This window comes from Agrococcus sp. GCM10030265, assembly GCF_042666675.1.
Classification (GTDB): domain Bacteria; phylum Actinomycetota; class Actinomycetes; order Actinomycetales; family Microbacteriaceae; genus Agrococcus.
In genome coordinates, this window is record NZ_JBHTCZ010000001.1 from 865564 (window position 1) to 888495 (window position 22932).

Here is a 22932-nt window from a genome sequence, read left to right on the forward strand (position 1 = left end):
GCTCGCTGGCTGCGGTCAGCCACCGGTCTCACAGGACTTCGAGCTCGCGGGTCCCTTGACGAACGAGGACATGCCCCTGCCCGACGGGGCCTCCGCATCCCTTCGCTATGTCACGTCGACCGTGTGCACGTCCGAGGTACCGTGCGTCGAGGCGTGGTCCTCTGATGTCGGGCTCTTCCTGAGGTTCGAGACCGTTGCACACGCGGAGTCCTATGCGGGCGAGCACTCGGAGGTCGAGTGGGATCGGTTCGTGCTCGTCGACTTCGCGGGCGTCGACATCGCGCTCGAGGAGCGCTATGAGGTCGCCGGGATCGTCTTCGCGCAGATGCCGTCGGGGTCTGCGTAGCCAGCGATCGGTCGGCCGTGGCCCGCCACGCGGCGTGTCGCGAGCCACAGCCTTTCGGTCGGCCGCACCAGTCGGCCGATCGGGAAGGGCTCAGCCAAGCAGCTCGATGTTGACGGGCACCGTGAGCACCGCGACGCAGCAGCCCGAGAGCCGCGCGCCCATGTGCATCTGGAACAGCTCGGTCGGCTCGGGCGGATCGTTCACGCGCGCCCCGAGTCGGATTCGCGGGAGTCGATGCCGTCCGGCGTTGCCTCGAAGGGGTAGTGGGCGTGACCGCGACTCCGGCGCCGCCGGTTCCTCGCCCAGGTCGTACCCCATGACGCTGCGACCGTCGTGATGCCGAATGCGAGACCCTCCCAGGCTTCGAAGTGGACGGTGACCTGCCAGATCACGACACCCAGGAGGGCGAGAGCGGCGAGCCGCGCGATGACGGCTCGGGGCACGCAGGCAACGAGGATGCCGACCGCCATTCCTAGGCACAGGGCGAGGGTCAGATCCATGATCATCCTCCCATCTGCTCGGTCAGCACGCCGGGACAGGGCGTCGGTCGCGCTGACAGTCGATGGTGCATCACGAGCACCCTCGCCACACCGCGGGAACCGGTGCCAGCTGGAGGAAGATGCACGAGTTCGCGCCGCGTGCCACGTTCGCCTGGGAGAAGACATATCCAGCGATCGCAGCGCATGCGATCGAGCCAGCGATCTTGTGAGGTCCCACCGGGATCTTCCGCGTGATCGCAGCACAAGCACCTGAGATGCCGCCCTGGTTCGCGATGTCGCGCGTCTCCGTGCGAGTGAACTGCACGCCGAAGCCAGCCGACACCCACCGGAACGTCGGGTCGGCGATGATCGGATACGTCGTGCTCGCATCCGGGGTCACGATCTGCACGAGCTCGTCCCCGCGCATCTCGAGATGCGTCTCGACGGCTGCGCCCGACGCATCGAACGCCCAGGGTTCGTCGATCGAGTAGACCGCGGCACCGCTGGGCTGCTCGGCGTCGATGGCGAAGAAGGTCGTTCCATCCGAGGTGGGTACGAACCCGTCGTGGAACGCGTACGGGATCTCATGGAGTTCGGCCGCCGAACCGATGACGGTCTGGATGCGGACCGCATCGTCCGTCGCGTGCACGACGACGTCCTCAGCGGCATCCGACGCGTAGACGACGCTGCCGTCGGACGCCACCTCAGCCATAGCCGTCTCGTCGCCCACGTCGACGGTCACGACGAGGGCGGTGGCCTCCCCGGGTCCCGTGATGCCTTCGTCGAGATCCAGCGGTGCCTCGAGCGTGATGACGTCGCCATGGGCGACCGCCCCGTCCGTGTGCATCGACGCAGGCTCTGTCGCGCCGATGGGAGGTGCGACCTCCGCGGCCTGCTCCGCGATGTTGTCGGCAGACTCATCGTCCGCCCAGGCGGGCAGCGGGGCCAGGACGACGAGTGCGGCGGCCGCGGCGGCTGTAGGCCCGTACAGGCGAGACCTCGGACCGATCATGACGAGACTCCTTCGATCGCGGTGGGTGGTGATCACCCATCCCGATCGTCGGATGGTCGCGTGGGCGCAGCGGGAGTCATCCGCGAATCTGTCGACAAAAGACCACAGGATTCGACATGCAACCGAATCTGCGGCGTCGAGGCCGGGGCGTGGCGGCACCGCGCCCTAGCGCAGACGCGAGTGGGCACTCGATGCTGCGATCCGAGCGTCTCGACGGCATCGAGTGCCCACCCGCGCATCGAGTGCCCAGTGTCAGCTTCCGGATGGGGGCGAGGCGGCGAGGCGCGCCGCCGGCTCAGCGCTTGCCGCGGCGCCTCGAAGAGCCGCCCTGGTCCTGCCCGCGCGACCGGATCTTGTCGACGACGAAGTTCACGACCACGGGGGCGACGGCGGTGACGAGGAGGGTGAGGAGGCGCTTGCGCATGGGATGGGTCCAATCGGTCGGTCAGGCGGGCCTGACGTCGGCGGACCATGAGTCAAGCGCACGCACCCCCGCATCGAGACCCCCTTGCCACCGACGCCGAACGGGCTCGGGCGCCGAGGAAGCGCCAGAGCCCGACCGCCGGCCGATCCGCGTCCTAGCCGAGCAGCGCCGTGATGGCCGGCACCGTCAGCACCGCGACGTAGTAGCCCATGAACTGCACGCCCGTGTGCATCTGGAACATCTTGTTCAGCAGCCCGCCGACGAGGCCGACCGTGATCGCGACGAGCAGGGCGATGAGACCGCCCTCGTAGAGGCAGATGACCGCGATGAGGCCCGCGAACGCGCCGATGACGGCCTCGTGCGACACCTTGCGCATGATCCACGACGCGGCACGGTGCGCCTGCGTCATCGCGAACGGGTACGTCAGCAGCACCGCCACGATCACCGCGAGCAGGCCGAAGACGAGGAACTGCCACGGCTCCAGCAGGTCGTGGAGGTTGTTCGACGTGCCCGCCTCGGCGTCGATCGTGTAGACCGGCGGCGCGTTGAACAGCGGGTTGGCGGGGCCGGCGGCCATGGGCGACAGCGGCAGGCCGATGGCGATGAGCGGGATGAGCGTCTCGGCGATGTACGTCGACTCGGTCGTGCCGTTCTTGATCGCCATCATCGACGTGAGGCGGCGGTAGCCGTTCTTGATGCGGCCCGCGAACGTCTCGCCCATGAGCACCGTCATCGCCACGGGAGAGAAGACGAACGTCGCCGACGACACGACCGCGGCGCCCGCGGTCGACGCCGCCTGGCGCGCGTCGAGCACCTGCAGCGGGTTCGGCAGCCTGCCCGACCACGTGCGGGAGTCGGCGGCGAGCTCGAACGTGCGCGGCGCATCCCGGCGCATGGATGCGCGGCCCGAGGGCGAGAGCGAGAGGAACAGGTCGGCGATGAGCGGCCCCGTCGCGATGCCGAGGAAGAACGCGATCGACAGGCCGCGGTCGAGCGCACCGGTGGCGAAGGCCTGCAGGCCCACGACGAGCAGCACGAACGGCACGAGCGCGACGAGCGCCGCCCAGCGGCCCTTCGACAGCACGGCGATCGCCGCGGCGGCCGCGAGGAACAGCCACGGCGCGACGGCCGTGATGGCATCCGAGAACGGCGTCAGGATCCACGCGAACAGCACGGCGACGGGCACGGCGATGATCGCCGCGATCACGCCGCCCGAGATCGCCTTCCGCAGCGCGATGTGCGGCACGCCCAGCTCGCGCAGCAGCTGCGCGTCGCGCAGCAGCGGTGCCGCGAGCGTGTCGCCTGGGATGCCGAGGAGCGTCGTGGGGATCGCGTGCGTGATGTGCTTCGCCGAGATCGCGGCCATGAAGAACGCGAAGACGCCGACGGGCGGCACGCCCAGCAGGATGACGAGCAGCGTGATCGGTGCGATCGTCGCCGTCTCGTCGGTGCCGGACACGAGGCCGAGGAGGCCGAAGACGATGGCGCCGACGAGGGCCATGCCGATGGCCCACGGGATGAGCTCGAGCACCTCCATCACGCCACCTCGCCCCGTGCTGCGGCCTCGGAGCGGCGACGGTGCTGGGCCGCGAGGTCGTCGTACAGACCGAGCGCGCGCACCTCGGCGAGGAGGCGCGCGGGCAGCTCGTCGGGGTCGCCGAGCGGGCCGATCTCGGCCTCGATCGCATCCATCGCCTCGTCGCGCGAGCCGACGGTCGCCGACCCGACGACGACGGTGCGTTTGGGCGCGAAGAGCCGCGCCGCCACGACGGCGGCGACGATGCACGCGGCGATGCCCGCGAGCAGCGCGTACGAGCGCTGCAGCCCGGGCGCGACGTCGGACTGCGCGAAGCCCCACTCGGCCAGCAGGTACGCGGGGGCGCCGAGGCCGACGCCCAGCAGGATCGACCAGACGAGGTGTCGCGAGTCGACGGTGTCGCCCCACACCTCGAGGAGCCTCGAGGGCTCCGTCCGCTGCTGCTCGGTCATGCGTGCTCCTTCGCCATCAGCGCGCGGGCGACGCGCGACGACGTGGGTCGGGCGAGCGCGGCCGACAGCCAGGCGCTCGCATCGGTGAGGGCGTCGAGGTCCACGCCCGTGCGGACCCCCATCCCGTCCAGCATCCAGACGAGGTCGTCGGTGGCGAGGTTGCCGGTCGCGCTGCGCGCGAACGGGCAGCCGCCGATGCCGCCCGCCGCGGCGTCGAACGTGCGCACGCCGGCCTCGAGGCCTGCGAGGACGTTGGCGAGCGCCGTGCCGTAGGTGTCGTGCATGTGGAGGGCGATGGACTCGGGGCGGATGCCGGCGTCGGCGAGCGCGTCGACGACGCCGCGCACCTGGCCGGGCGTCGCGACGCCGATCGTGTCGCCGAGCGAGAGCTCGTCGACGCCCTGCTCGCGCAGCAGCGTCGCGACGCGGACGACGTCCGAGACGGGCACGTGTCCCTCCCAGGGGTCGCCGAAGACCATCGACAGATACCCTCGCACGCGCACGCCGTCGGCCTTGGCATGCGCCACGACCTCGCGAGACGCGGCCTCGCTCGCCGCACGGCTCATGCCGAGGTTCTCGCGCGCGAACGTCTCGGTGACGCTGAGGAACACCGCGACGTCCTGCGCCCCCGCGGCGCGCGCGGCGTGGTACCCGTGCAGGTTGGGGGTGAGCACGGGCGTGCGGATGCCCAGACCCGCCGTGCCTGCGAGCACGGCATCCGAGCCGGCCATCTGCGGCACGCGGTCGGCGCGCACGAACGAGCCGACCTCGATGACGGGCAGCCCGGCGGCGGCGAGCATGCGCACGGCACGGATGCGGTCGTCGACGTCGAGCGTCACGGCCTCCGCCTGCAGGCCGTCGCGCGGCGCGACCTCCCAGATCGTCACGTCATCGGGCGCGCCGGCGAGCGGCTGGCGCTCGGGCAGCCCCACGTCGCGCACGCTCATCGGCCGGCCCGCAGCTCGGCGAGCTCGCGCTCGGCGACGTCGGCACGCACGGCGCCCGCAGCGACGAGGCGCGCGGCGAGCGCATCCACCTCGTCGGGTGCGGCACCGGCCGACACGGCGACGTTGCGCGCATGCAGGCCCATGTGGCCGCGCTGGATGCCCTCGGCCGACAGGGCGCGCACGGCGCCGACGTTCTGCGCGAGGCCGACCGCGACGACGATGCGCGCGAGGTCGTCGGCGCTCTCGACGCCGAGCATCCGCACCGCCGCCTGCGCGGCGGGATGGCTGCGGGTCGCGCCGCCCACGAGCCCGACCGGCATCGGCAGCTCGAGCGTCGCGGCGAGGCCTCCGTCGGCATCCCGCTCCCACGTCGACAGCGATCGGTACTGCCCGTCGCGTGCGGCATGCGCGTGCGCGCCCGCCTCGACGGCGCGGGTGTCGTTGCCCGTGGCGAGCACGACGGCGGTGATGCCGTTCATGATGCCCTTGTTGTGCGTCGCCGCCCGGTACGGGTCGTCGAAGGCGAGCGCGCCCGCCTCGAGCATGTCGGCGACGACCTGCGGGCCCCCGATGTCCTCGGCGCGGATGGCGACGCGGGCGCGGGCGAGGCGCAGGTCGGCCTTGTTCGTGAGGATGCGCAGCAGATGACGGCCCCGCGCGATGCTCGCCAGCAGGGGAGCGGTCGCCTCGGCCATCGTGTTCACCGCGTTGGCGCCCATCGCATCCCGCACGTCGACGACGAGGTGCACGACGAGGTGCGTGCGACGCTCGCCGCGCACGATGCGCACGTCGACGCGGCGTGCGCCGCCACCGTGCTCGACGAGCCGGGGATCCTGCGCGTTCGCGAGCTCGAGCACCTCCGCCTCGCGCTCGAGGATGCGCGCACGGGCTGCGTGCACGTCGGCGACGTCGAGCAGCTGCACCTGCGCCTGCATGATGGGGCCGGTCGTCGTGGTCGTGAAGCCACCCGTGGGGCGGGCCATGCGCGCGACGTTGCTCGCGGCGGCGACGACGCTCGGCTCCTCGGTGGCCATGGGCACGAGCACCTCGCGACCGTCGATCACGAAGTTCGTCGCGACGCCGACGGGGATGCCGATGGTGCCGATCGCGTGCTCGACCATGCGGTCGGCCTGCTCGATGTCGATGCCGCCGTCGAGGAAGGCGCCGAGGTCCTCGGGCTCGATGCCGAGCTCGGCCGCGACGGCGGCGCGACGCTCGTGCGGGGCGAGGGAGCGGAGCCCGCTGAGGCGGGAGGTGCGTGCCACGATGCAGGCCTTCCTGGCGCGCGGCGTCGCGCTGCCTGGTCCATGGAAGCAGCGCGGTGCGGTCGGGGATGCGTCTCCATCGGACACATCGAAGCGGCTTGTCGTGTCCATCGCAGATGCGCGCACGGCTCACGGCACGAGCGGCAGCTCGTGCCTCTCGCAGTGCGCACGCTGGTACGCACGCTGTCGCCGACGTCGGGGCGGGAGTGCTGACGCACCGAGGGCCGCATCGGCCAGGCGTTCGCGCGAGCTGGACCGCCCCGCCGAGGGCCTCCGGCCGGCGGGCACGGGCGCGTTCGCGCGCTCGGGTCGCGCACGGGATGAGCGTGAGCGGGTCGTCGAGTGGAATGCGCCCTCGGCGGGTCGCTGACGCTCATCCCGTGCCGTCGCGGTCCGCGGAGAGGCGGCGCGCATGGGCGATGGTCGCGAAGTGCCCGAGCGGCGTGCCCGTCTTGCCGTGCGCCTCGAACGCATCCGCCGCGTGCAGCAGCGACCACGCGGCATCGGCGGCGGCGGGCAGCAGGAGCACGCCGGGCGTCGCCGCGCGCAGCGTCACCTCGTCGAGCCGGAACCCCCGCTCGCGCAAGGCGCGGATGGCCCCGTCGCGCTCGTGCTCGATCGCGGCGCGCGTGTCGGGGTGCAGGGCGCGCCACGCGGCCTCGATCGCTGCCGGCGCCTCGTCGAGGCGCTCGGCGAGGAGGGCCGGGATCATCGCGCGCAGCCGCTCGTCAGCAGCGATCTGCGCGCGCCGGCGCGGTGCGGAGAGCCGCATGCGCGCGCCGATGACGAGCGCGGTCGCCACCGCGAGCGCGATGACGCAGCCGAGCGACGTGACGGCGCAGGCTGCCGCCCGCGCATCCCAATCCTCGCGACGCAGCCACAGCGAGAGCGTCGCCGCGCCCGACGCGAGGGTCGCGAGCTCGAGCAGGAAGGAGGTCGCGCGGCTCGGGATGCCGACGCGAGCGGGCGGCATGAGCGCCGCGACGTGGCCGACGAGGGCGACGACGCTCGCGATCGCGGTGAGGAGCGCGACGTCGATGGGGTCGATCCCCCGGCGCCCGCCCATCGCGAACGAGACGGCCGTGACGGCGGACGCGACGGCCGACGCCGAGCCGAGGAAGCCGAGCAGGCGCGCACCCTTCCGCCACGATGCTGGCGAGACCGTGTCGCGCGCGTCCGCATCGTCAGCGAGCACCGCGGCGCGCTCGGCCTCGACGACGCGCTCCACCTCCGCACGCATCGACCCCACGACGCGCGAGACGGCCGACGCGTAGCCCGGATGCCACGAGACGACGACGCGGTCGAGCGCGGCAGCCATCTCGGCGGCTGTGGCCGGTCCCGTCCACCATGCCCCGAAGCGGCGGCCGATGCCACGGAGGTCGGAGGGCACCGGGCCGTCGACGGGGGAGGGTCCGATGCCAGAGCGCTCGTCGCCATCCATGCCCCCACGGTAGGCACACGCATCCGTGACGGGGCTGGGACCGCGAGCGCCGCCGCTCAGCGCGCGAGCAGCGCGCGCCGCGCGAGCTCGAGCCGCACCGCGAACTCGATGCGGAACCGCGCCTCGGGGTCGGTCCACGCCTCGCCGAGCAGCGCGCCGATGCGGGCTGCGCGCTGCTTCACGGTGCTCGGGTGCACGCGCAGCGCGGCCGCCGCGGCCTGCACCGAGCCGCGCGCGTCGAGCAGCGCCCGCATCGTCTCGACGAGCGCCGTGCCGCGCTCGGAGTCCCAGGCCAGCACGGGTGCGAGCACGGCGTCGATGGATGCGGCGGCCGCGGCGCCGTCGCCGCCCAGCAGCGTCGCGTACGGCGCGAGGGACGCGGCGTCGATCGCGCCGTCGATGCCGAGCCCGGCGGCGAGCTGGGCCGTCGCGCCCGCGCGACGGGCTGCGTCGGCGGCGCCGCCGAGCCCCGAGCAGCCCGCGCCGACCGCGAGTGGCGACGCCTCCGTCGAGCGGGAGCCGCCCACCGCATCGGCGATCGCGGCCTCGATGGTCGCGAGCACCTCGCGTGCCGCCTCCGCGGCCGACGCGTGCGGCAGCAGCACGACGAGCCCGTCGGGTGCCGGAGCCGTGAGCCACGACGACCGGCGTCCGGCGACCGCGACGGCTCGCGCGCGCGCCTCGGCCGACGCGGGCACCGCCACCGCGACCCACGCTCCGCCCACGGGCAGGCCGCGCGCGGCGGCGCGACGCAGCGCGGCGGGGGAGGCGCCGTCGAGCACGTCGAGGGCGAGCTCGCCGCGCACCCGATCCTCCGCATCCGCCACCGCGTCGCGCTGCACCGCGAGGAACGCGAGCACGAGCGCCGCACGCTCGACCGTGCGGCGGCGCACGCCGTCGAGCGCCGCACCGTCGGCAGCGCGGCCGACGAGGAGGGCGCCCGGGCGCTCGCGGCTCGCGAGCACGGGTGCGACGAGCTCGATGGCGCCCTCGACGACTGCCGCGACCCCGTCGCGCCTCGAGGTCGAGAGCGCTCGCGACAGGGTGGGCACGGCATCGGCGAGCGCGGCGTCGCCCGCGACGAGATGTCCTGCGGCGTCGAGCAGCGCGACCGGTCGGCCGAGCGCCGACGCGAGCGTCGCCGCGATGGCCCCGGGCTCTGCGCCGTCGACGGCCGCCCGTGCGAGCTCGGCGTGCAGGTCGGCCGCCCACTCGGTGTGCCTGCGGCGATCCTCGGCGAGCTGCGACGCCGACGCGACGTCCTCGAAGAGGCTCGCGACCTGCAGCACGATCGCCGCGTGGCCGCCGAACGTCGACAGCAGCGCGATCTCGTCGGCCGAGAATCGGTGGCTGGAGCGCGTCGCCGCGAACAGCACGCCCAGCACGCGGTCGTGCGCCACGAGCGGCACGCCCAGCAGCGACCGCAGCCCCTCCTCGGCGAGCACGTCGTCGATGATCGCGTCGTGCGGCAGCGTCGCACGCGCGTACTCCTCCACCCACTGCGGCGTGCGCGTGCGCACGGCGAGGCTCGCGACGCCGATGCCGGCGGGCACGACCATGCCGAGGAAGCGCGGCGACGCGATGCCTCGCGTCGCGCGCACGTAGAGCTGATCCTCGGATGCCTCGTACGCCGAGAGGTAGGCGACGTCGACCCCCATGAGGTCGAACGCGCGGTCGACGATGCGCTGCAGCATCGCATCGGCCTCGTGCACGTCGAGCAGGTCGCGCGTCGACGCCATGACGGCGCCCAGCTGCACGTCGCGCCGCACGAGCCGCTCGCGCTCGGCGAGCAGTCGCGTCATCGCCTCCGCCTCGGATGCCGTCGGCAGGGTCGCGCGGATGCGGGCCTCGTCGACCGGGCGGCCTGCGAGCGCGTCGTCGAGCATCCTCGACAGCGGCGACGCATCCATGGGTCGATCGTGCCCTACGGCGTGGGCGGCCACTCCGTGAGCGGCGCGGCGGGCTCGAGCACGCCCGGCTCGACCGGGATGGGCACCTCGTAGCGGGCGGGCGGGGCGCCGTCGACGGCACCGAGCCGATCGTCGACGAGCACGACGCGGGCGCTCGAGAGCTCGACGATGCGCGTGCGCACCGCACGGCCCTCCTCGATCGCGTACGACCAGGCGCCGTCGAGCCACGCGATCGAGTGCTCGTCGAGCAGCGCCTCGACCTCGAGCCATTCGACCGGCTCGCCGAGCGGCCTGCCCAGCAGGTCCATCGCCTGGAACAGCCCGCCGTCGGCGAGGTGCACGTAGCCGACGGTCTCGCCGTCGGCACGGCGATGCGGCATCCAGTCGTCGGGGATCACGGCGCGACCCTACCGTCCGCGCGGCGACGGCGCAGCCCGCGTCCGCGCGCGGCCGAGGAGGCGTAGCGTGCCGAGGCACGACACGGATCCAGGAGGCAGCGATGGCGGGCGACGGACACAGCAGGATCAACGCGAGGGTCGTCGGCATCGCCATCGCCGCCGCGCTCGGCGGCTTCCTCTTCGGCTTCGACACCGCCGTCATCAACGGCGCCGTCGACGCGCTCGCCGGCGAGTTCGAGCTCTCGGCCGCCGTGAAGGGCTTCGCCGTGTCGTCGGCGCTGCTCGGCTGCGTCGCAGGCGCCTGGTTCGCCGGGCAGATCGCGAACCGCTTCGGCCGCATCCCCGTGATGATGGTCGCCGCGCTGCTCTTCCTCGTCTCGTCGATCGGCTCAGGCCTCGCGTTCGGCGTCGTCGACCTCATCATCTGGCGCGTCATCGGCGGCCTCGGCGTCGGCGCCGCATCCGTCATCGCCCCCGCGTACATCGCCGAGGTCTCGCCCGCGCACGTGCGCGGCCGGCTCGGCTCGCTGCAGCAGCTCGCGATCGTGCTCGGCATCTTCACGGCGCTGCTGTCGAACGCGGCGCTCGCTGCCGTCGCAGGCGGCGCGGCCGGCGAGCTGTGGATCGGGCTGCAGGCGTGGCGCTGGATGTTCATGGCCGAGGCCATCCCTGCCGTGATCTACGGGGTGATGGCCATCCGGCTGCCGGAGTCGCCACGCTTCCTCGTGGCGCGCGGCGACGTCGACAAGGCGTCGCAGGTGCTGCTCGACTTCACGGGCGAGCCCGACGTCAACCTGCGCATCGAGCAGATCCGCACGTCGCTCGAGCGCGAGGATCGCGAGTCGCTGCGCGACCTGCTGGGCTCGCGCCTCGGCCTGAAGCCCATCGTGTGGGTCGGCATCCTGCTGTCGGTGTTCCAGCAGTTCGTGGGCATCAACGTGATCTTCTACTACTCGACGACGCTGTGGCGCTCGGTCGGGTTCGACGAGTCGGATGCGCTGCTCACGAGCGTCATCACCTCGGTGACGAACATCGTCGTGACGATCGTGGCGATCCTCATCATCGACCGCGTCGGGCGCCGGCTCATGCTGCTCGCGGGCTCGGCGCTCATGGCGGTGTCGCTCGGCACGATGGCGCTCGCGTTCTCGTTCGCGACGCTGCAGGACGGCGAGGCGGTGCTCACGGCCCCGTGGTCGACGATCGCCCTCGTGGCGGCGAACCTGTTCGTCGTCGGCTTCGGCGCGACGTGGGGTCCGGTCGTGTGGGTGCTGCTCGGGGAGATGTTCCCGAACCGCATCCGCGCGGGCGCGCTCGCCGTGGCCGCGGCGGCGCAGTGGCTGGCGAACTTCGCGATCTCGACGACGTTCCCCGTGTTCGCCGAGATCGGGCTGACCTTCGCGTACGGGTTCTACGCGTTCTTCGCGGCGCTGTCGTTCGTGTTCGTGCTGCTGCGCGTGCCCGAGACGAAGGGCGTCGAGCTGGAGGACATGCAGGAGGAGCTCGACGTGCGCAAGCGCCGAGGCTGAGGGCGGACGTCCTTCGACTGGTCGCTCGTCGGGGGTGACTGGTCGCTCGTCGGGTCTGACTGGTCGCTCGTCGGGGGTGACTGGTCGCTCGTCGTTCGCAGGAGCGACCAGTCACCCCAACCGGTGACCAGTCGCTCCCAACGAGCGCCCGGTCGACCCCTCGGGCGCGGCACGCGGCGGGGCTAGCGTGGAGGGATGCCGCGCTCCCGCCTGTACCCGACGCCGCGCGCCGTCGTGCTGGGGCAGCCGGGCACGGGATGGCTCGGGCTCGTCTCGTCGTGGGTGCTGCTCGGCTTCGGGTCGGTGCTCGCAGCCCTGTCGGGCTCCGGGCTCGCCGACCTGACCCTCGCGTGCGAGGCCTCCGCACGCGTCTGCGGCGCGGCGGCGTGGGGCGGGGTGATCGCCGGCGCGACGTCGATGGCCGTCGCCGTCCTCTTCTCGATCGTCATCGCGCGCGGCTTCGGGCCGCCCGTGCGCTGGTGGATCCTGCCCGTCGCGACCGCCGCCGTGGGCGCAGGGCTCGCGCTCGGTGCGCTGCTCGGGTCGGGCGAGGTGCAGCTCGGCATGCTCGTCGCAGGCGTGGCCGCGCTGGCGCTCGCGGCCGTGCTCGGCATCCTCGCGCTGGCGCAGGGCAAGGCAGCGGTCTACGGATGGGTTCGCCTCGACGGGCTGTCGGGCCGCGAGGTGCCGATGCGCGGCATCGACGTGCTGCTGCCCGCTGCGGCAGCCGCATCCTTCGCGACGGCTGCGGCGTTCGCGGTGCACACGGCTCGCCTGCTCGCCTCGGGTTGACGCCCGCGCGCTCGCCTCGGCCCACCGGTCACTCGGGGTGGTCGACTGGTCGCTCGTAGGGGTGATCGGTCGCTGCTTGGGACGACGAGCGACCAGTCACCCCCAACGAGCGACCAGTCGGCGCAACGAGCGACCAGTCAGGGGCGCAACGCGCTCAGAGGTCGGCGTGCGGGCGGTCGGCGTCGACGTCGGACTCGGCCGGCTCCGCCGTCAGGAGCTCGTGCACGCCCTCGACGATCTCGTCGGGGCGGAAGGGGTACTGGTCGATCGACGCCGTCGTCGTGATGCCCGTGAGCACCAGCACCGTGTGCAGGCCCGCCTCCATGCCGGCGATGATGTCGGTGTCCATGCGGTCGCCGATCATGCCCGTGTTCTCGGAGTGGGCGCCGATCTTGTTGAGCGCCGACCGGAACATCATCGGGTTCGGCTTGCCGACGACGTAGGGCATCTTGCCCGTCGCCGCCGTGATGAGCGCCGCGACCGCGCCGGTGGCCGGCAGCGGGCCGTCTGCGCTCGGACCGGTCGCATCCGGGTTGGTCGTGATGAAGCGCGCACCGCCGTCGATGAGGCGGATGGCCTTCGTGATCGCCTCGAACGAGTAGTCGCGCACCTCGCCGACGACGACGAAGTCGGGATCGGTCTCGGTCATCGTGAAGCCCGCGTCGTGCAGCGCCGTGATGATGCCCGCCTGGCCGAGCACGTACGCGGCGCCACCGGGCTTCTGCTGCTTGAGGAAGTCGGCGGTCGCGAGCGCCGACGTCCAGATGCGCTCCTCGGGCACCTCGAGGCCCGATGCGCGCAGCCGCGCCGCGAGGTCGCGCGGCGTGAACATCGAGTTGTTCGTGAGCACGAGGAACTCGGTGCCCTCGTCGGTCCACTGCTGGATGAGCGCCTGCGCGCCGGGCAGCGGATGGTTCTCGTGGACGAGCACGCCGTCCATGTCGGTCAGCCAGCACTCGATGTCGGTGCGATCGCGCATGGCTCGACGCTAGCGCCCGAACCTGCCGGGTGCAGCGGGGGTGGACATCGCGGACGCGCAGGGGATCGCGACGCCGAGGGCGACGGACGCGGGCGCCTGACGCGGACGCGTGCGTGGAGGCGGATGCGGGCACGAGCGGGGGAGGCGGATGCGAGCGAAGGGGGAGGCGGAGGCGAGCGCACGGCAGAGGCAGAGGCGGACCCGCATGGCGCAGCATGCTCCGACGAGCGAGGCCCGCAGAGCCGGTGCGGCCGCCGCCTTCGGGGGGTCGCCGCGGCGCGACACGCCGAACGCATGCATCGTCCAATCCGTCCAGACATCTGGTGTCGAAGGATCCTCATCGCGTATCCTCGCGTGAGTCCCGACTCGCGCCGGCTGCGCGACAGAACGATCTTCGAGCTCCGATCCGGCTGACCGAGGGCGAAGGGCAGCGTCGCCATGGCGCGTCTTCGAATCATCTGGCTAGGCTCGCGAACGTCGTTCGTTGTACCCCGATCTCGGGGTGCCCGATCATCCCGCTCGATCCCTGGAGCATCCGTTGCGCCGTGCACGCTCGTCTCGCCTCCCCGCCCCGTCGATCTCGGGAGCGGGTCGCGCCATGCGCGCGGCACGAGCCGCGACCGCGGCGCTGCTCGTCGCCGCGACCATGGTCATCGGCACGACCGTGCTGCCCACGACCGACGCGACGACCGCCCAGGCCGCGCCGAACTTCGACCCGACGACGCTGTACATCACGTCGCGATCCGGGACGGCGCAGGCGCCGACGAACTATCCGATCATCTCGTCGGTCGACCGCGACACCGGGGTGACGGCCTCCGCGTACACGGTGCCGTCGCCGACCGGCGTGTTCAACCAGCTCGCGCTCAGCCCGGGTGGCGCGCAGATGTTCTGGACGAATGGCGGCGCGGCAGACTCGCGCATCTACGAGTACACGCCGGGCGGTGCGGCGGCACCCGTCCTGGAGTCCATCGTCCGACCCGCCGCGGCGGTCGGCAACACCATGGGCGGGTTCAACCCGGCGAACGGCCTCTACTACTTCGGCGGCTTCTCCAACGGCTCGCTCGTCCTGAGCACCTACAACCCGGTGTCCAACACGGTCTCGGCGAACACCAACACCTTCTCCTTCGCGACGGCTCCCCCCGGTGAGAACGGCGACATCGCGTTCGGCCGCACGGGCAACCTCTTCTTCGTCGCCGGAGGTGCGACGAGCGGGCAGATCTACCGCGTGCCCGCTGCGGCCGGCACGACGGCTCCGCCCGCCACGGCGGCGGCCAGTCCCCTCGGCTCGGTCTTCAGCGGCCCCGGCAACGTGAACTCCATCGCCTTCGGCGGCGATGGATACCTGTACGTGTACGCATCCGCAGGAACCGTCGGGCTGACGCAGGTCAACCCGACGTCCGGGGCGATCATCGACACTGTCCAGATCACGGGTGCGGCCGCCAACGTGACCGACCTCGCCTCCGCGGCGACGCCGTCGTCGATCAGCGGTCAGGTGACGCTTCCCGGAGGTCGCATCGCCGCCGGCGACCAGTTCACCACCACGATCTCGGGCACGGACGTGCCGACCGGCGCGAACGCCCCCACCGGCACGACCGCCGGCGCCGAGACCGGCCTGCAGAACCAGCAGCCCGCCGAGATCTCCGGCCCGCAGCTCACGCTGCCGCAGACGAGCTACACCGTCACCCAGACGGCCGCCGGCACGACGAACCTCGCCCAGTACCTCACGACGTGGCAGTGCGTGAACGCGGCGACGGGCACGGCGCTGTCGTCGGGCTCCGGCCAGGTCGCGAGCGCGACGATCCCCGCGGGCGCCAACGGCACCCCCGTCGTCTGCACGTTCACGAACACGCCGGGCACCGCGTCGATCTTCGTCGACAAGACCACGACGACGACCGCCGTGACGGCGATCGGCCAGACGATCACGTACTCGTACCTCATCCGCAACACGGGCACGCTCACGGCGACGAACGTCACGCTCGCCGACCCGATGCCGGGCCTCACGGGCCTCACCTGCGCGGCTCCCGGCCAGGGCGGCACCCTCGCCCCCAACGCGACGATGACGTGCACGGCCACGCGCACCGCGACGGCCGCGGACTTCTCCTCCGGCACGGGCACGCTCGACAACACGGCGACCGTGACGGCCTCGACCGCCCGCGGCACCGTCACGGGCACGGACGTCGTGCAGCTGCCCGTCGACCGCACCGCGCCGACGCCGGCGCCCGACTCGTCGGTCGGCAACGTCATCGGCCAGCCCGTCACCGTGCCGACGGTCGCGAACGACGGCACCGTCGTCGCATCGAGCGTGCGCATCCAGCCGCCGGGCGGCGCGCCCGCGGCCACGAGCTACACGGCGCCCGGCCAGGGCACGTGGACGGTGAACACCACGACGGGTGCCATCACCTTCACGCCGCAGGCGGGCTTCACCGGCGACCCCACGCCCATCGCGTACAGCGTCGCGAAGGCCAACGGCCTGCGCGGCTCGTCGACCGTCACCGTCGACTACGCGCCCGGCGCGGTCGACGACACGAGCACCGGCAACACCATCGGCCAGCCCGTGACGCAGTCGGTGCTCGCGAACGACCAGGGCGGGCTCGTGCCCGCATCCGTCGCGCTCATCGACCCGGCGACGGGCACCCCGCTCGCAGCCGGCGCCTCGCTCACCGTCGCCGGCCAGGGCGTCTGGTCGATCGCGCCGACGACCGGCGCCATCACGTTCACGCCGGCCGCCGGCTACGAGGGCGACCCCACGCCCGTGCGCTACCGGGCGACGGATGCGCAGGGCAACGCGACGTCCGCGCTCGTGACCGTGCGCTACACGCCCGTCGGCGTCGACGACCTCTCGCAGGGCAACCCGGCCGGGCAGCCCGTCTCCCTCGACGTGCTCACGAACGACCTCGGCGTGTTCCAGGGCGGCACCTTCCGGTTCGTCGACCCCGCGACGGGCACGCCGCTCGCGCCGCTCGCACCGCTCACCGTGCCCGGCCAGGGCACGTGGTCGGTGAACGGGGCCGGCATCGTCACCTTCACGCCCGCCGCGGGCTTCCTCACGTCGCCCACGCCCGTTGGCTATCGCGTCACGGGCAACGGCGGCACCGTCGTGGCCGCGACGATCACCGTCCGCGTCGCGCCCCTCGCCGTGAACGACCAGGACCTCGGCAACACGATCGGCGACGACGTCAGGGTCGACGTGCTCGCCAACGACGCCGGCACGCTGAACCCCGCGACCGTCGCGATCCTGAACCCCGCGACCGGCACCTACCTCGCCGACGGCGCACCGCTCGTCGTCGCGGGCCAGGGCACGTGGTCGATCGCCGCGGCGACCGGCGCGATCACCTTCTCGCCCGTCGACGGCTTCCTCGTCGACCCGACGCCCATCACGTACCGCGTCGCGAACGACCGCGGCGAGCGCGCGTCGGCGACCGTCACCGTCACCTACGTGCCGTCGGCCGCCGACGACGTCGCCGACGACGTCACCGCCGGCCAGCCCTCCGTGGTCGAGCCGCTCGCGAACGACACGGGCGACTTCGACGAGTCGACCCTGGCGTTCGTCGACCCCGCCACGGGTGCGCCGCTCGCGCCCCTCGCCCCGCTGACCATCGCAGGCCAGGGCACGTGGAGCGTCGCGGACGGCGTGGTCACCTTCACGCCCGAGGCGGGCTTCGAGGGCGACCCCTCGCCCGTCGACTACCGCGTCGCCGACGTCACGGGCGACGTCGTCGGCGCGACGATCTCGGCGAACGTCGTGCCGCTCGCGGCCGACGACGCCGACGTCGACAACGCGCTGGGCGACGCCGTCACGCAGGACGTGCTCGCGAACGACCTCGGCGTGCTCGACGTCGCGACGCTCGCGCTCGTCGACGCCGACGGCGAGACCCTCGATGCCGGCGCATCCCTCGTGGTCGACGGGGAGGGCACCTGGTCGATCGCAGGCTCGACCATCACGTTCACGCCCGAGGAGGGCTTCCTCGGCGACCCCACGCCCATCCGCTACGAGGTCGCCGACCTCTCGGGCGACGTGACGTCGGCCGAGGTCGTCGTCGGCTACGTCGGCGTCGCGCAGGACGACGCCGACCTCGGCAACGCCATCGGCGACGCCGTGACCGTGCCGGTGCTCGACAACGACCTCGGCGTCTTCGACCCCGAGACGGTCGCGTTCGTCGACCCCGAGACGGGCGAGGCGCTCGAGGCGGGCGCCGAGCTCGTCGTCGCAGGCGAGGGCACATGGACGATCGACCCGGCGACGGGCGACGTGACGTTCACGCCGGAGGACGGCTTCGAGGGCGACCCGACCGTCGTGACCTACCAGGTCGCCGACCTGTCGGGCGACGTGTCGCAGGCGACGATCACGATCACCTACCTGCCGGTCGCCGTCGACGACGAGGATCTCGGGAACCCGATCGGCACCGCCGTGGGCGTCGACGTGCTCGCGAACGACGCGGGCGTCTTCGACGTCGCGTCGCTGTCGCTCGTCGCGGCCGACGACACGGTGCTCGCACCCGGTGCGCCGCTCGTCGTGGCCGGCGAGGGCACGTGGTCGATCGCAGGGTCGACCGTGACCTTCACGCCCGAGGCGGGCTACGAGGGCGACCCGACCCCCGTCCGCTACCAGGTGACGGATCTCTCGGGCGACGTGACGGGCGCATCCATCACGGTCGACTACGTGTCGGTCGCGAACGACGACGTCGACGTCGACAACGCGATCGGCACCGCGGTGCCGGTCGACGTGCTCGCGAACGACCAGGGCGACTTCGACGTCGCATCCCTCTCGCTCGTCGATGCGGACGGCACGGTGCTCGCACCGGGCGCGCAGCTGATCGTCGACGGCGAGGGCGTGTGGACGGTCGCAGGCTCGGTCGTGAGCTTCACGCCCGCGCGCGGCTTCCTGGGCGACCCGACCCCGATCGACTACGAGATCACCGACCGCTCGGGCGACACCCGCTCGGCGACGATCACGGTGGGCTACGTGGGCGTCGCGATCGCCGACGTCGACGAGGGCAACTTCGTCGGCGACGCCGTGACGCTGCCCATCCTCGACAACGACCGTGGCGTGTTCGACCCGGCCACGGTCGCGTTCCTCGACCCCGCCACGGGCGAGGTGCTCGAGGCCGGTGCGGCACTCGTCGTCGCGGGCCAGGGCACGTGGACGATCGACCCCGACACGGGCGACGTCACCTTCACGCCGGAGGTCGGCTACGAGGGCGACCCGACGGTCGTGACCTACCAGGTCGCCGACCTGTCGGGCGACGTCTCGCGCGCGACCATCACGGTCACCTACATCCCGGCCACCATCGCGGACGTCGACGAGGGCAACACGATCGGCGAGGCCGTCTCGATCGACGTGCTCGAGAACGACCTCGGCATCTTCGACCCCGCGCGGGTGTCGCTCATCGACCCGGCGACGGGCGTCACGCTCGCACCCGGTGCGCCGCTGACGGTCGCCGGCGAGGGCGTGTGGACGATCGATGCCGCGACGGCCGTCGTCACCTTCACGCCCGAGGCGGGCTACGAGGGCGACCCGACCGTCGTGTCGTACAGCGTCCCCGACAACGCCGGGCTCGTGAACACCGCGACCATCACGATCACCTACCTGCCCGTCGCCGCCGACGACAGCGCCCTCGACAACGTCGTCGGCACCGCGGTGTCCATCGACGTGCTCGCGAACGACGCGGGCGTCTTCGCGCTCGTCACGCTCGCGCTCGTCGACGCCGACGGCACGGTGCTCGCACCCGGTGCCGCGCTCACGGTGCCCGGTGAGGGCGTGTGGTCGATCGACGGCTCGACCGTCACGTTCACGCCCGAGGCCGGCTACGAGGGCGACCCGACGCCGATCGCCTACGAGGTCGTCGACCTCTCGGGCGACGTCACGGGCGCATCCATCACCGTCACCTACCTGGGCGACGCGCAGGACGACGTCGACCTCGGCAACACGATCGGCGACGCCGTGACCGTGCCTGCGCTCGACAACGACCTCGGCATCCTCGACCCCGCGACCGTCGCCTTCATCGGTGCCGACGGCCAGCCGCTCGCGCCCGGCGCCGAGCTCGTGGTCGAGGGCCAGGGCACCTGGACGATCGACACCGAGACGGGCGACGTGACGTTCACGCCCGCCGACGGCTTCGAGGGCGACCCCACCGTCGTGACGTACCAGGTGGCGAGCGAGCGGGGCAGCATCAGCACCGCGACCATCACGATCACCTACCTGCCCGTGGCCGAGGACGACGCCGACCTCGACAACGTCGTCGGCGAGGCCGTCGCGCAGGACGTGCTCGCGAACGACGCCGGCGTCTTCGACGTCGCATCCCTCTCGCTCGTCGCAGCGGACGACACGGTGCTCGCACCGGGGGCTCCGCTCGCGGTCGACGGCGAGGGCACGTGGACGATCGACGGCTCGACCGTGACGTTCACGCCGGCCGAGGGCTTCCAGGGCGACCCGACCCCCATCCGCTACCGGGTGACCGACCTGTCGGGCGACGTCACGTCGGCCGAGGTCGCAGTCGGCTACGTCGGAGACGCGCAGGATGACGCGGACCTCGGCAACGCGATCGGCGACGCCGTGACGGTGCCGGTGCTCGCGAACGACCTCGGCGTCTTCGACCCCGCCACCATCGCGTTCCTCGACCCCGAGACGGGCGACGCGCTCGAGGCGGGCGCGGAGCTCGTCGTCGACGGCGAGGGCACGTGGTCGATCGACCCGGAGACGGGTGACGTCACGTTCACGCCGGAGGACGGCTTCGAGGGCGACCCGACGGTCGTGACCTACGAGGTCGCCGACCTCTCGGGCGACGTGTCGCAGGCGACCATCACCATCACCTACCTGCCCGTCGCGGTCGACGACGCCGACGTCGACAACGTCGTGGGCGACGCCGTCGCGCTCGACGTGCTCGCGAACGACGCCGGCGTCTTCGACGAGGCGACGCTCTCGCTCGTCGCCGCCGACGGCACGGTGCTCGACGCCGGCGCGCCGCTCGTCGTCGCCGGGGAGGGCACGTGGTCGATCGACGGCCCGACCGTCACGTTCACGCCCGAGGAGGGCTTCCAGGGCGACCCGACCCCCATCCGCTACCAGGTGGCCGATCTGTCGGGCGACCTCACGAGCGCCGCGATCGTCGTCGGCTACGTCGGTGCCGCCGTCGACGACGAGCGCCTCGGCAACGCGATCGGTGCGGTCGTCGCGATCGACGTGCTCGCGAACGACGCGGGCGTCTTCGACGTGGCGTCGCTGTCGCTCGTCGCGGCCGACGGCACGGTGCTGGGCGCCGGCGAGCCGCTGGTGGTCGAGGGTGAGGGCACGTGGTCGATCGAGGGGTCGACCGTGACGTTCACGCCGGCCGAGGGCTTCGAGGGCGATCCCACGCCGATCGCGTACGAGGTGACCGACCTGTCCGGTGACGTGACGGGTGCGTCGATCACGGTCGGCTACGTGCCGGTCGCGGCGGATGACGCCGACGTCGACAACGTCCCGGGCACGGCTGTGCCGGTGGACGTGCTGGCGAACGATGCGGGCGTGCTCGACGTCGCGTCGCTGTCGCTGGTGGATGCCGACGGCTCGGTGCTGGATGCGGGCGAGTCGCTCGTCGTCGATGGCGAGGGCACGTGGTCGATCGAGGGCTCGGTCGTGACGTTCACGCCGGAGGTGGGCTTCCGGGGCGACCCGACGCCGATCCGGTACGAGGTCGCGGATCGCTCGGGCGACCGCACGCAGGCGTCGATCACCGTCGGCTACGTGGGTGCTGCGCAGGCGGACTCGGATCTGGGCAACGTCATCGGCGATGCCGTGACGGTGCCGGTGCTCGACAACGACCTGGGCGCGTTCGACCCCGCGACGGTCGCGTTCCTCGACCCGGCGACGGGCGAGGCGCTCGACGCGGGCGCCGAGCTCGTCGTCGACGGCGAGGGCACGTGGTCGATCGACCCGGCCACGGGCGATGTGACGTTCACGCCGGCCGACGGCTTCGAGGGCGACCCCACGGTCGTCACCTACCGCGTCGCGGACCTGTCGGGCGACCTCTCCGACGCGACCATCACGATCACCTACCTCCCCGTCGCCGCCGACGACGCCGACCTCGACAACACGGTCGGCAGCCCGGTCACGATCGACGTGCTCGCGAACGACGCCGGCGTGCTCGACCCGGCGACGCTCGCGCTCGTCGACGCCGACGGCACGACGCTCGCCGCCGGCGAGTCGCTCGTCGTCGACGGCGAGGGCACGTGGTCGATCGACGGCTCGACCGTGACGTTCACGCCCGAGGAGGGCTTCCAGGGCGACCCGACCCCCATCCGCTACGAGGTCGCCGACCGCTCCGGCGACGTGACCGGCGCCTCCGTCGCCGTCGGCTACGTCGGCGTCGCGGTGGACGACGTGGACGTCGACAACGTCGTGGGCGACGCCGTCGCGATCGACGTGCTCGCCAACGACGCGGGCGCGTTCGACGTGGCGTCGCTCGCGCTCGTCGACGCCGACGGCACGGTGCTCGGCGCCGGCGAGTCGCTCGTCGTCGACGGCGAGGGCGTGTGGTCGATCGACGGCTCGACCGTGACGTTCACCCCCGAGGAGGGCTTCCAGGGCGACCCGACCCCGATCGGCTACCTGGTCTTCGACCTGTCCGGCGACGTCACGGGCGCCGCGATCGTCGTCGGCTACGTCGGCGTCGCGCAGGACGACGAGGAGCTCGGCGCCGTCATCGGCGCGCCCGTGGCGGTCGACGTGCTCGCGAACGACGTGGGCGTCTTCGACCCCGCGACCATCACGCTCGTCGACCCCGCGACCGGCGAGGCCCTCGCACCCGGCGCACCGCTGACGGTGGTCGGCGAGGGCGTGTGGACGATCGACGGCTCGACCGTGACGTTCACCCCCGAGGCCGGCTTCGAGGGCAACCCGACCGTCGTGACCTACCGTGTCGCCGACCTGTCCGGCGACGCGAGCTCGGCCACGATCACGATCACGGTGGTGTCGGTCGCGAACGACGACGCCGACGTCGACAACGTCGTGGGCGAGGCCGTGCCGATCGACGTGCTCGCGAACGACGCGGGCGCCTTCGACGTGGCGTCGCTGTCGCTCGTCGACGCCGACGGCACGGTGCTGGATGCCGGCGAGCCGCTCGTCGTCGCTGGCGAGGGCACGTGGTCGATCGACGGCTCGGTCGTGACGTTCACGCCCGAGGAGGGCTTCCAGGGCGACCCGACGCCCATCGCCTACGAGGTCACCGACCTCGACGGCGACGTCGTGACGGCGTCGATCACCGTCGGCTACGTCGGTGACGCGCAGGATGACGCGGACCTCGGCAACGCGATCGGCGATGCCGTGACGGTGCCGGTGCTGGACAACGACCTGGGCGAGTTCGACCCGGCGACCGTGGCGTTCCTCGACCCGGCGACGGGCGAGGCGCTCGAGGCGGGCGCCGAGCTCGTGGTCGACGGCGAGGGC

General features: G+C 72.7%; 15 protein-coding genes. 4 read left to right on the forward strand and 11 right to left on the reverse strand.

Annotation, left to right across the window (positions count from 1 at the left end; genetic code table 11):
* The first annotated feature begins 70 nt into the window (after window positions 1–70).
* Entirely contained in the window at window positions 71–346 is a 276-nt protein-coding gene (locus ACFQPP_RS04145) for a hypothetical protein (protein WP_376915263.1), read from the forward strand.
* Between the two features lie 200 nt (window positions 347–546).
* Here ACFQPP_RS04145 and ACFQPP_RS04150 read toward each other — a convergent pair whose 3' ends face one another.
* The 10 genes from ACFQPP_RS04150 to ACFQPP_RS04195 all read right to left on the reverse strand — a co-directional run bounded on the left by ACFQPP_RS04150 (window position 547) and on the right by ACFQPP_RS04195 (window position 10211).
* On the reverse strand, window positions 547–846 hold the full coding sequence (locus tag ACFQPP_RS04150; RefSeq protein WP_376915264.1) for a hypothetical protein: 300 nt from the start codon (window positions 844–846) through the stop codon (window positions 547–549).
* A 70-nt stretch (window positions 847–916) separates the two neighbouring features.
* Complete coding sequence (locus ACFQPP_RS04155; protein ID WP_376915265.1) at window positions 917–1873, reverse strand: hypothetical protein; 957 nt, start codon at window positions 1871–1873, stop codon at window positions 917–919.
* A gap of 259 nt (window positions 1874–2132) precedes the next feature.
* The gene (locus ACFQPP_RS04160) at window positions 2133–2261 is read right to left on the reverse strand and encodes a hypothetical protein (protein ID WP_376915266.1); all 129 of its coding nucleotides are present in this window, start codon (window positions 2259–2261) and stop codon (window positions 2133–2135) included.
* A gap of 154 nt (window positions 2262–2415) precedes the next feature.
* Window positions 2416–3798 carry a tripartite tricarboxylate transporter permease gene (locus ACFQPP_RS04165; RefSeq protein WP_376915267.1) on the reverse strand — a complete coding sequence of 461 codons (1383 nt, stop codon included), beginning with the start codon at window positions 3796–3798 and terminating at the stop codon, window positions 2416–2418.
* On the reverse strand, window positions 3798–4250 hold the full coding sequence (locus ACFQPP_RS04170) for a hypothetical protein (protein WP_376915268.1): 453 nt from the start codon (window positions 4248–4250) through the stop codon (window positions 3798–3800). Before ACFQPP_RS04170 ends, ACFQPP_RS04165 begins: the two co-directional genes overlap by 1 nt.
* Complete coding sequence (locus ACFQPP_RS04175) at window positions 4247–5197, reverse strand: hydroxymethylglutaryl-CoA lyase (protein ID WP_376915269.1); 951 nt, start codon at window positions 5195–5197, stop codon at window positions 4247–4249. The genes ACFQPP_RS04170 and ACFQPP_RS04175 overlap by 4 nt, the downstream gene beginning before the upstream one ends.
* Complete coding sequence (locus ACFQPP_RS04180; protein ID WP_376915270.1) at window positions 5194–6462, reverse strand: hydroxymethylglutaryl-CoA reductase, degradative; 1269 nt, start codon at window positions 6460–6462, stop codon at window positions 5194–5196. Before ACFQPP_RS04180 ends, ACFQPP_RS04175 begins: the two co-directional genes overlap by 4 nt.
* Before the next feature lie 373 nt (window positions 6463–6835).
* Window positions 6836–7903 carry a hypothetical protein gene (locus ACFQPP_RS04185; RefSeq protein ID WP_376915271.1) on the reverse strand — a complete coding sequence of 356 codons (1068 nt, stop codon included), beginning with the start codon at window positions 7901–7903 and terminating at the stop codon, window positions 6836–6838.
* A 56-nt stretch (window positions 7904–7959) separates the two neighbouring features.
* Complete coding sequence (locus ACFQPP_RS04190) at window positions 7960–9813, reverse strand: helix-turn-helix domain-containing protein (protein ID WP_376915272.1); 1854 nt, start codon at window positions 9811–9813, stop codon at window positions 7960–7962.
* 14 nt (window positions 9814–9827) lie between these two features.
* Complete coding sequence (locus ACFQPP_RS04195; RefSeq protein ID WP_376915273.1) at window positions 9828–10211, reverse strand: hypothetical protein; 384 nt, start codon at window positions 10209–10211, stop codon at window positions 9828–9830.
* A gap of 101 nt (window positions 10212–10312) precedes the next feature.
* Between ACFQPP_RS04195 and ACFQPP_RS04200 the strand changes: the two genes are divergently transcribed.
* A complete protein-coding gene (locus ACFQPP_RS04200; protein WP_376915274.1) occupies window positions 10313–11737 on the forward strand; it encodes a sugar porter family MFS transporter in 1425 nt (474 codons plus the stop codon).
* A 195-nt stretch (window positions 11738–11932) separates the two neighbouring features.
* Window positions 11933–12529 carry a hypothetical protein gene (locus tag ACFQPP_RS04205; RefSeq protein ID WP_376915275.1) on the forward strand — a complete coding sequence of 199 codons (597 nt, stop codon included), beginning with the start codon at window positions 11933–11935 and terminating at the stop codon, window positions 12527–12529.
* A 154-nt stretch (window positions 12530–12683) separates the two neighbouring features.
* Here ACFQPP_RS04205 and ACFQPP_RS04210 read toward each other — a convergent pair whose 3' ends face one another.
* Entirely contained in the window at window positions 12684–13508 is an 825-nt protein-coding gene (locus ACFQPP_RS04210; protein WP_376915276.1) for an HAD-IIA family hydrolase, read from the reverse strand.
* A gap of 598 nt (window positions 13509–14106) precedes the next feature.
* On the opposite strand from ACFQPP_RS04210, the gene ACFQPP_RS04215 reads away from it, so the two are divergent.
* On the forward strand, window positions 14107–22932 hold an 8826-nt coding region (locus ACFQPP_RS04215; protein ID WP_376915277.1), incomplete at its 3' end, for an Ig-like domain-containing protein.

What these genes read in the sequence shown, in the direction of transcription:
- ACFQPP_RS04185 (WP_376915271.1), bottom strand. Translation starts at nt 7,903, where the DNA reads ATGGATGGCGACGAGCGCTCTGGCATCGGACCCTCCCCCGTCGACGGC.
- ACFQPP_RS04160 (WP_376915266.1), bottom strand. Translation starts at nt 2,261, where the DNA reads ATGCGCAAGCGCCTCCTCACCCTCCTCGTCACCGCCGTCGCCCCCGTG.
- ACFQPP_RS04145 (WP_376915263.1), top strand. Translation starts at nt 71, where the DNA reads ATGCCCCTGCCCGACGGGGCCTCCGCATCCCTTCGCTATGTCACGTCG.
- ACFQPP_RS04165 (WP_376915267.1), bottom strand. Translation starts at nt 3,798, where the DNA reads ATGGAGGTGCTCGAGCTCATCCCGTGGGCCATCGGCATGGCCCTCGTC.
- ACFQPP_RS04150 (WP_376915264.1), bottom strand. Translation starts at nt 846, where the DNA reads ATGGATCTGACCCTCGCCCTGTGCCTAGGAATGGCGGTCGGCATCCTC.
- ACFQPP_RS04200 (WP_376915274.1), top strand. Translation starts at nt 10,313, where the DNA reads ATGGCGGGCGACGGACACAGCAGGATCAACGCGAGGGTCGTCGGCATC.
- ACFQPP_RS04175 (WP_376915269.1), bottom strand. Translation starts at nt 5,197, where the DNA reads ATGAGCGTGCGCGACGTGGGGCTGCCCGAGCGCCAGCCGCTCGCCGGC.
- ACFQPP_RS04210 (WP_376915276.1), bottom strand. Translation starts at nt 13,508, where the DNA reads ATGCGCGATCGCACCGACATCGAGTGCTGGCTGACCGACATGGACGGC.
- ACFQPP_RS04170 (WP_376915268.1), bottom strand. Translation starts at nt 4,250, where the DNA reads ATGACCGAGCAGCAGCGGACGGAGCCCTCGAGGCTCCTCGAGGTGTGG.
- ACFQPP_RS04190 (WP_376915272.1), bottom strand. Translation starts at nt 9,813, where the DNA reads ATGGATGCGTCGCCGCTGTCGAGGATGCTCGACGACGCGCTCGCAGGC.
- ACFQPP_RS04205 (WP_376915275.1), top strand. Translation starts at nt 11,933, where the DNA reads ATGCCGCGCTCCCGCCTGTACCCGACGCCGCGCGCCGTCGTGCTGGGG.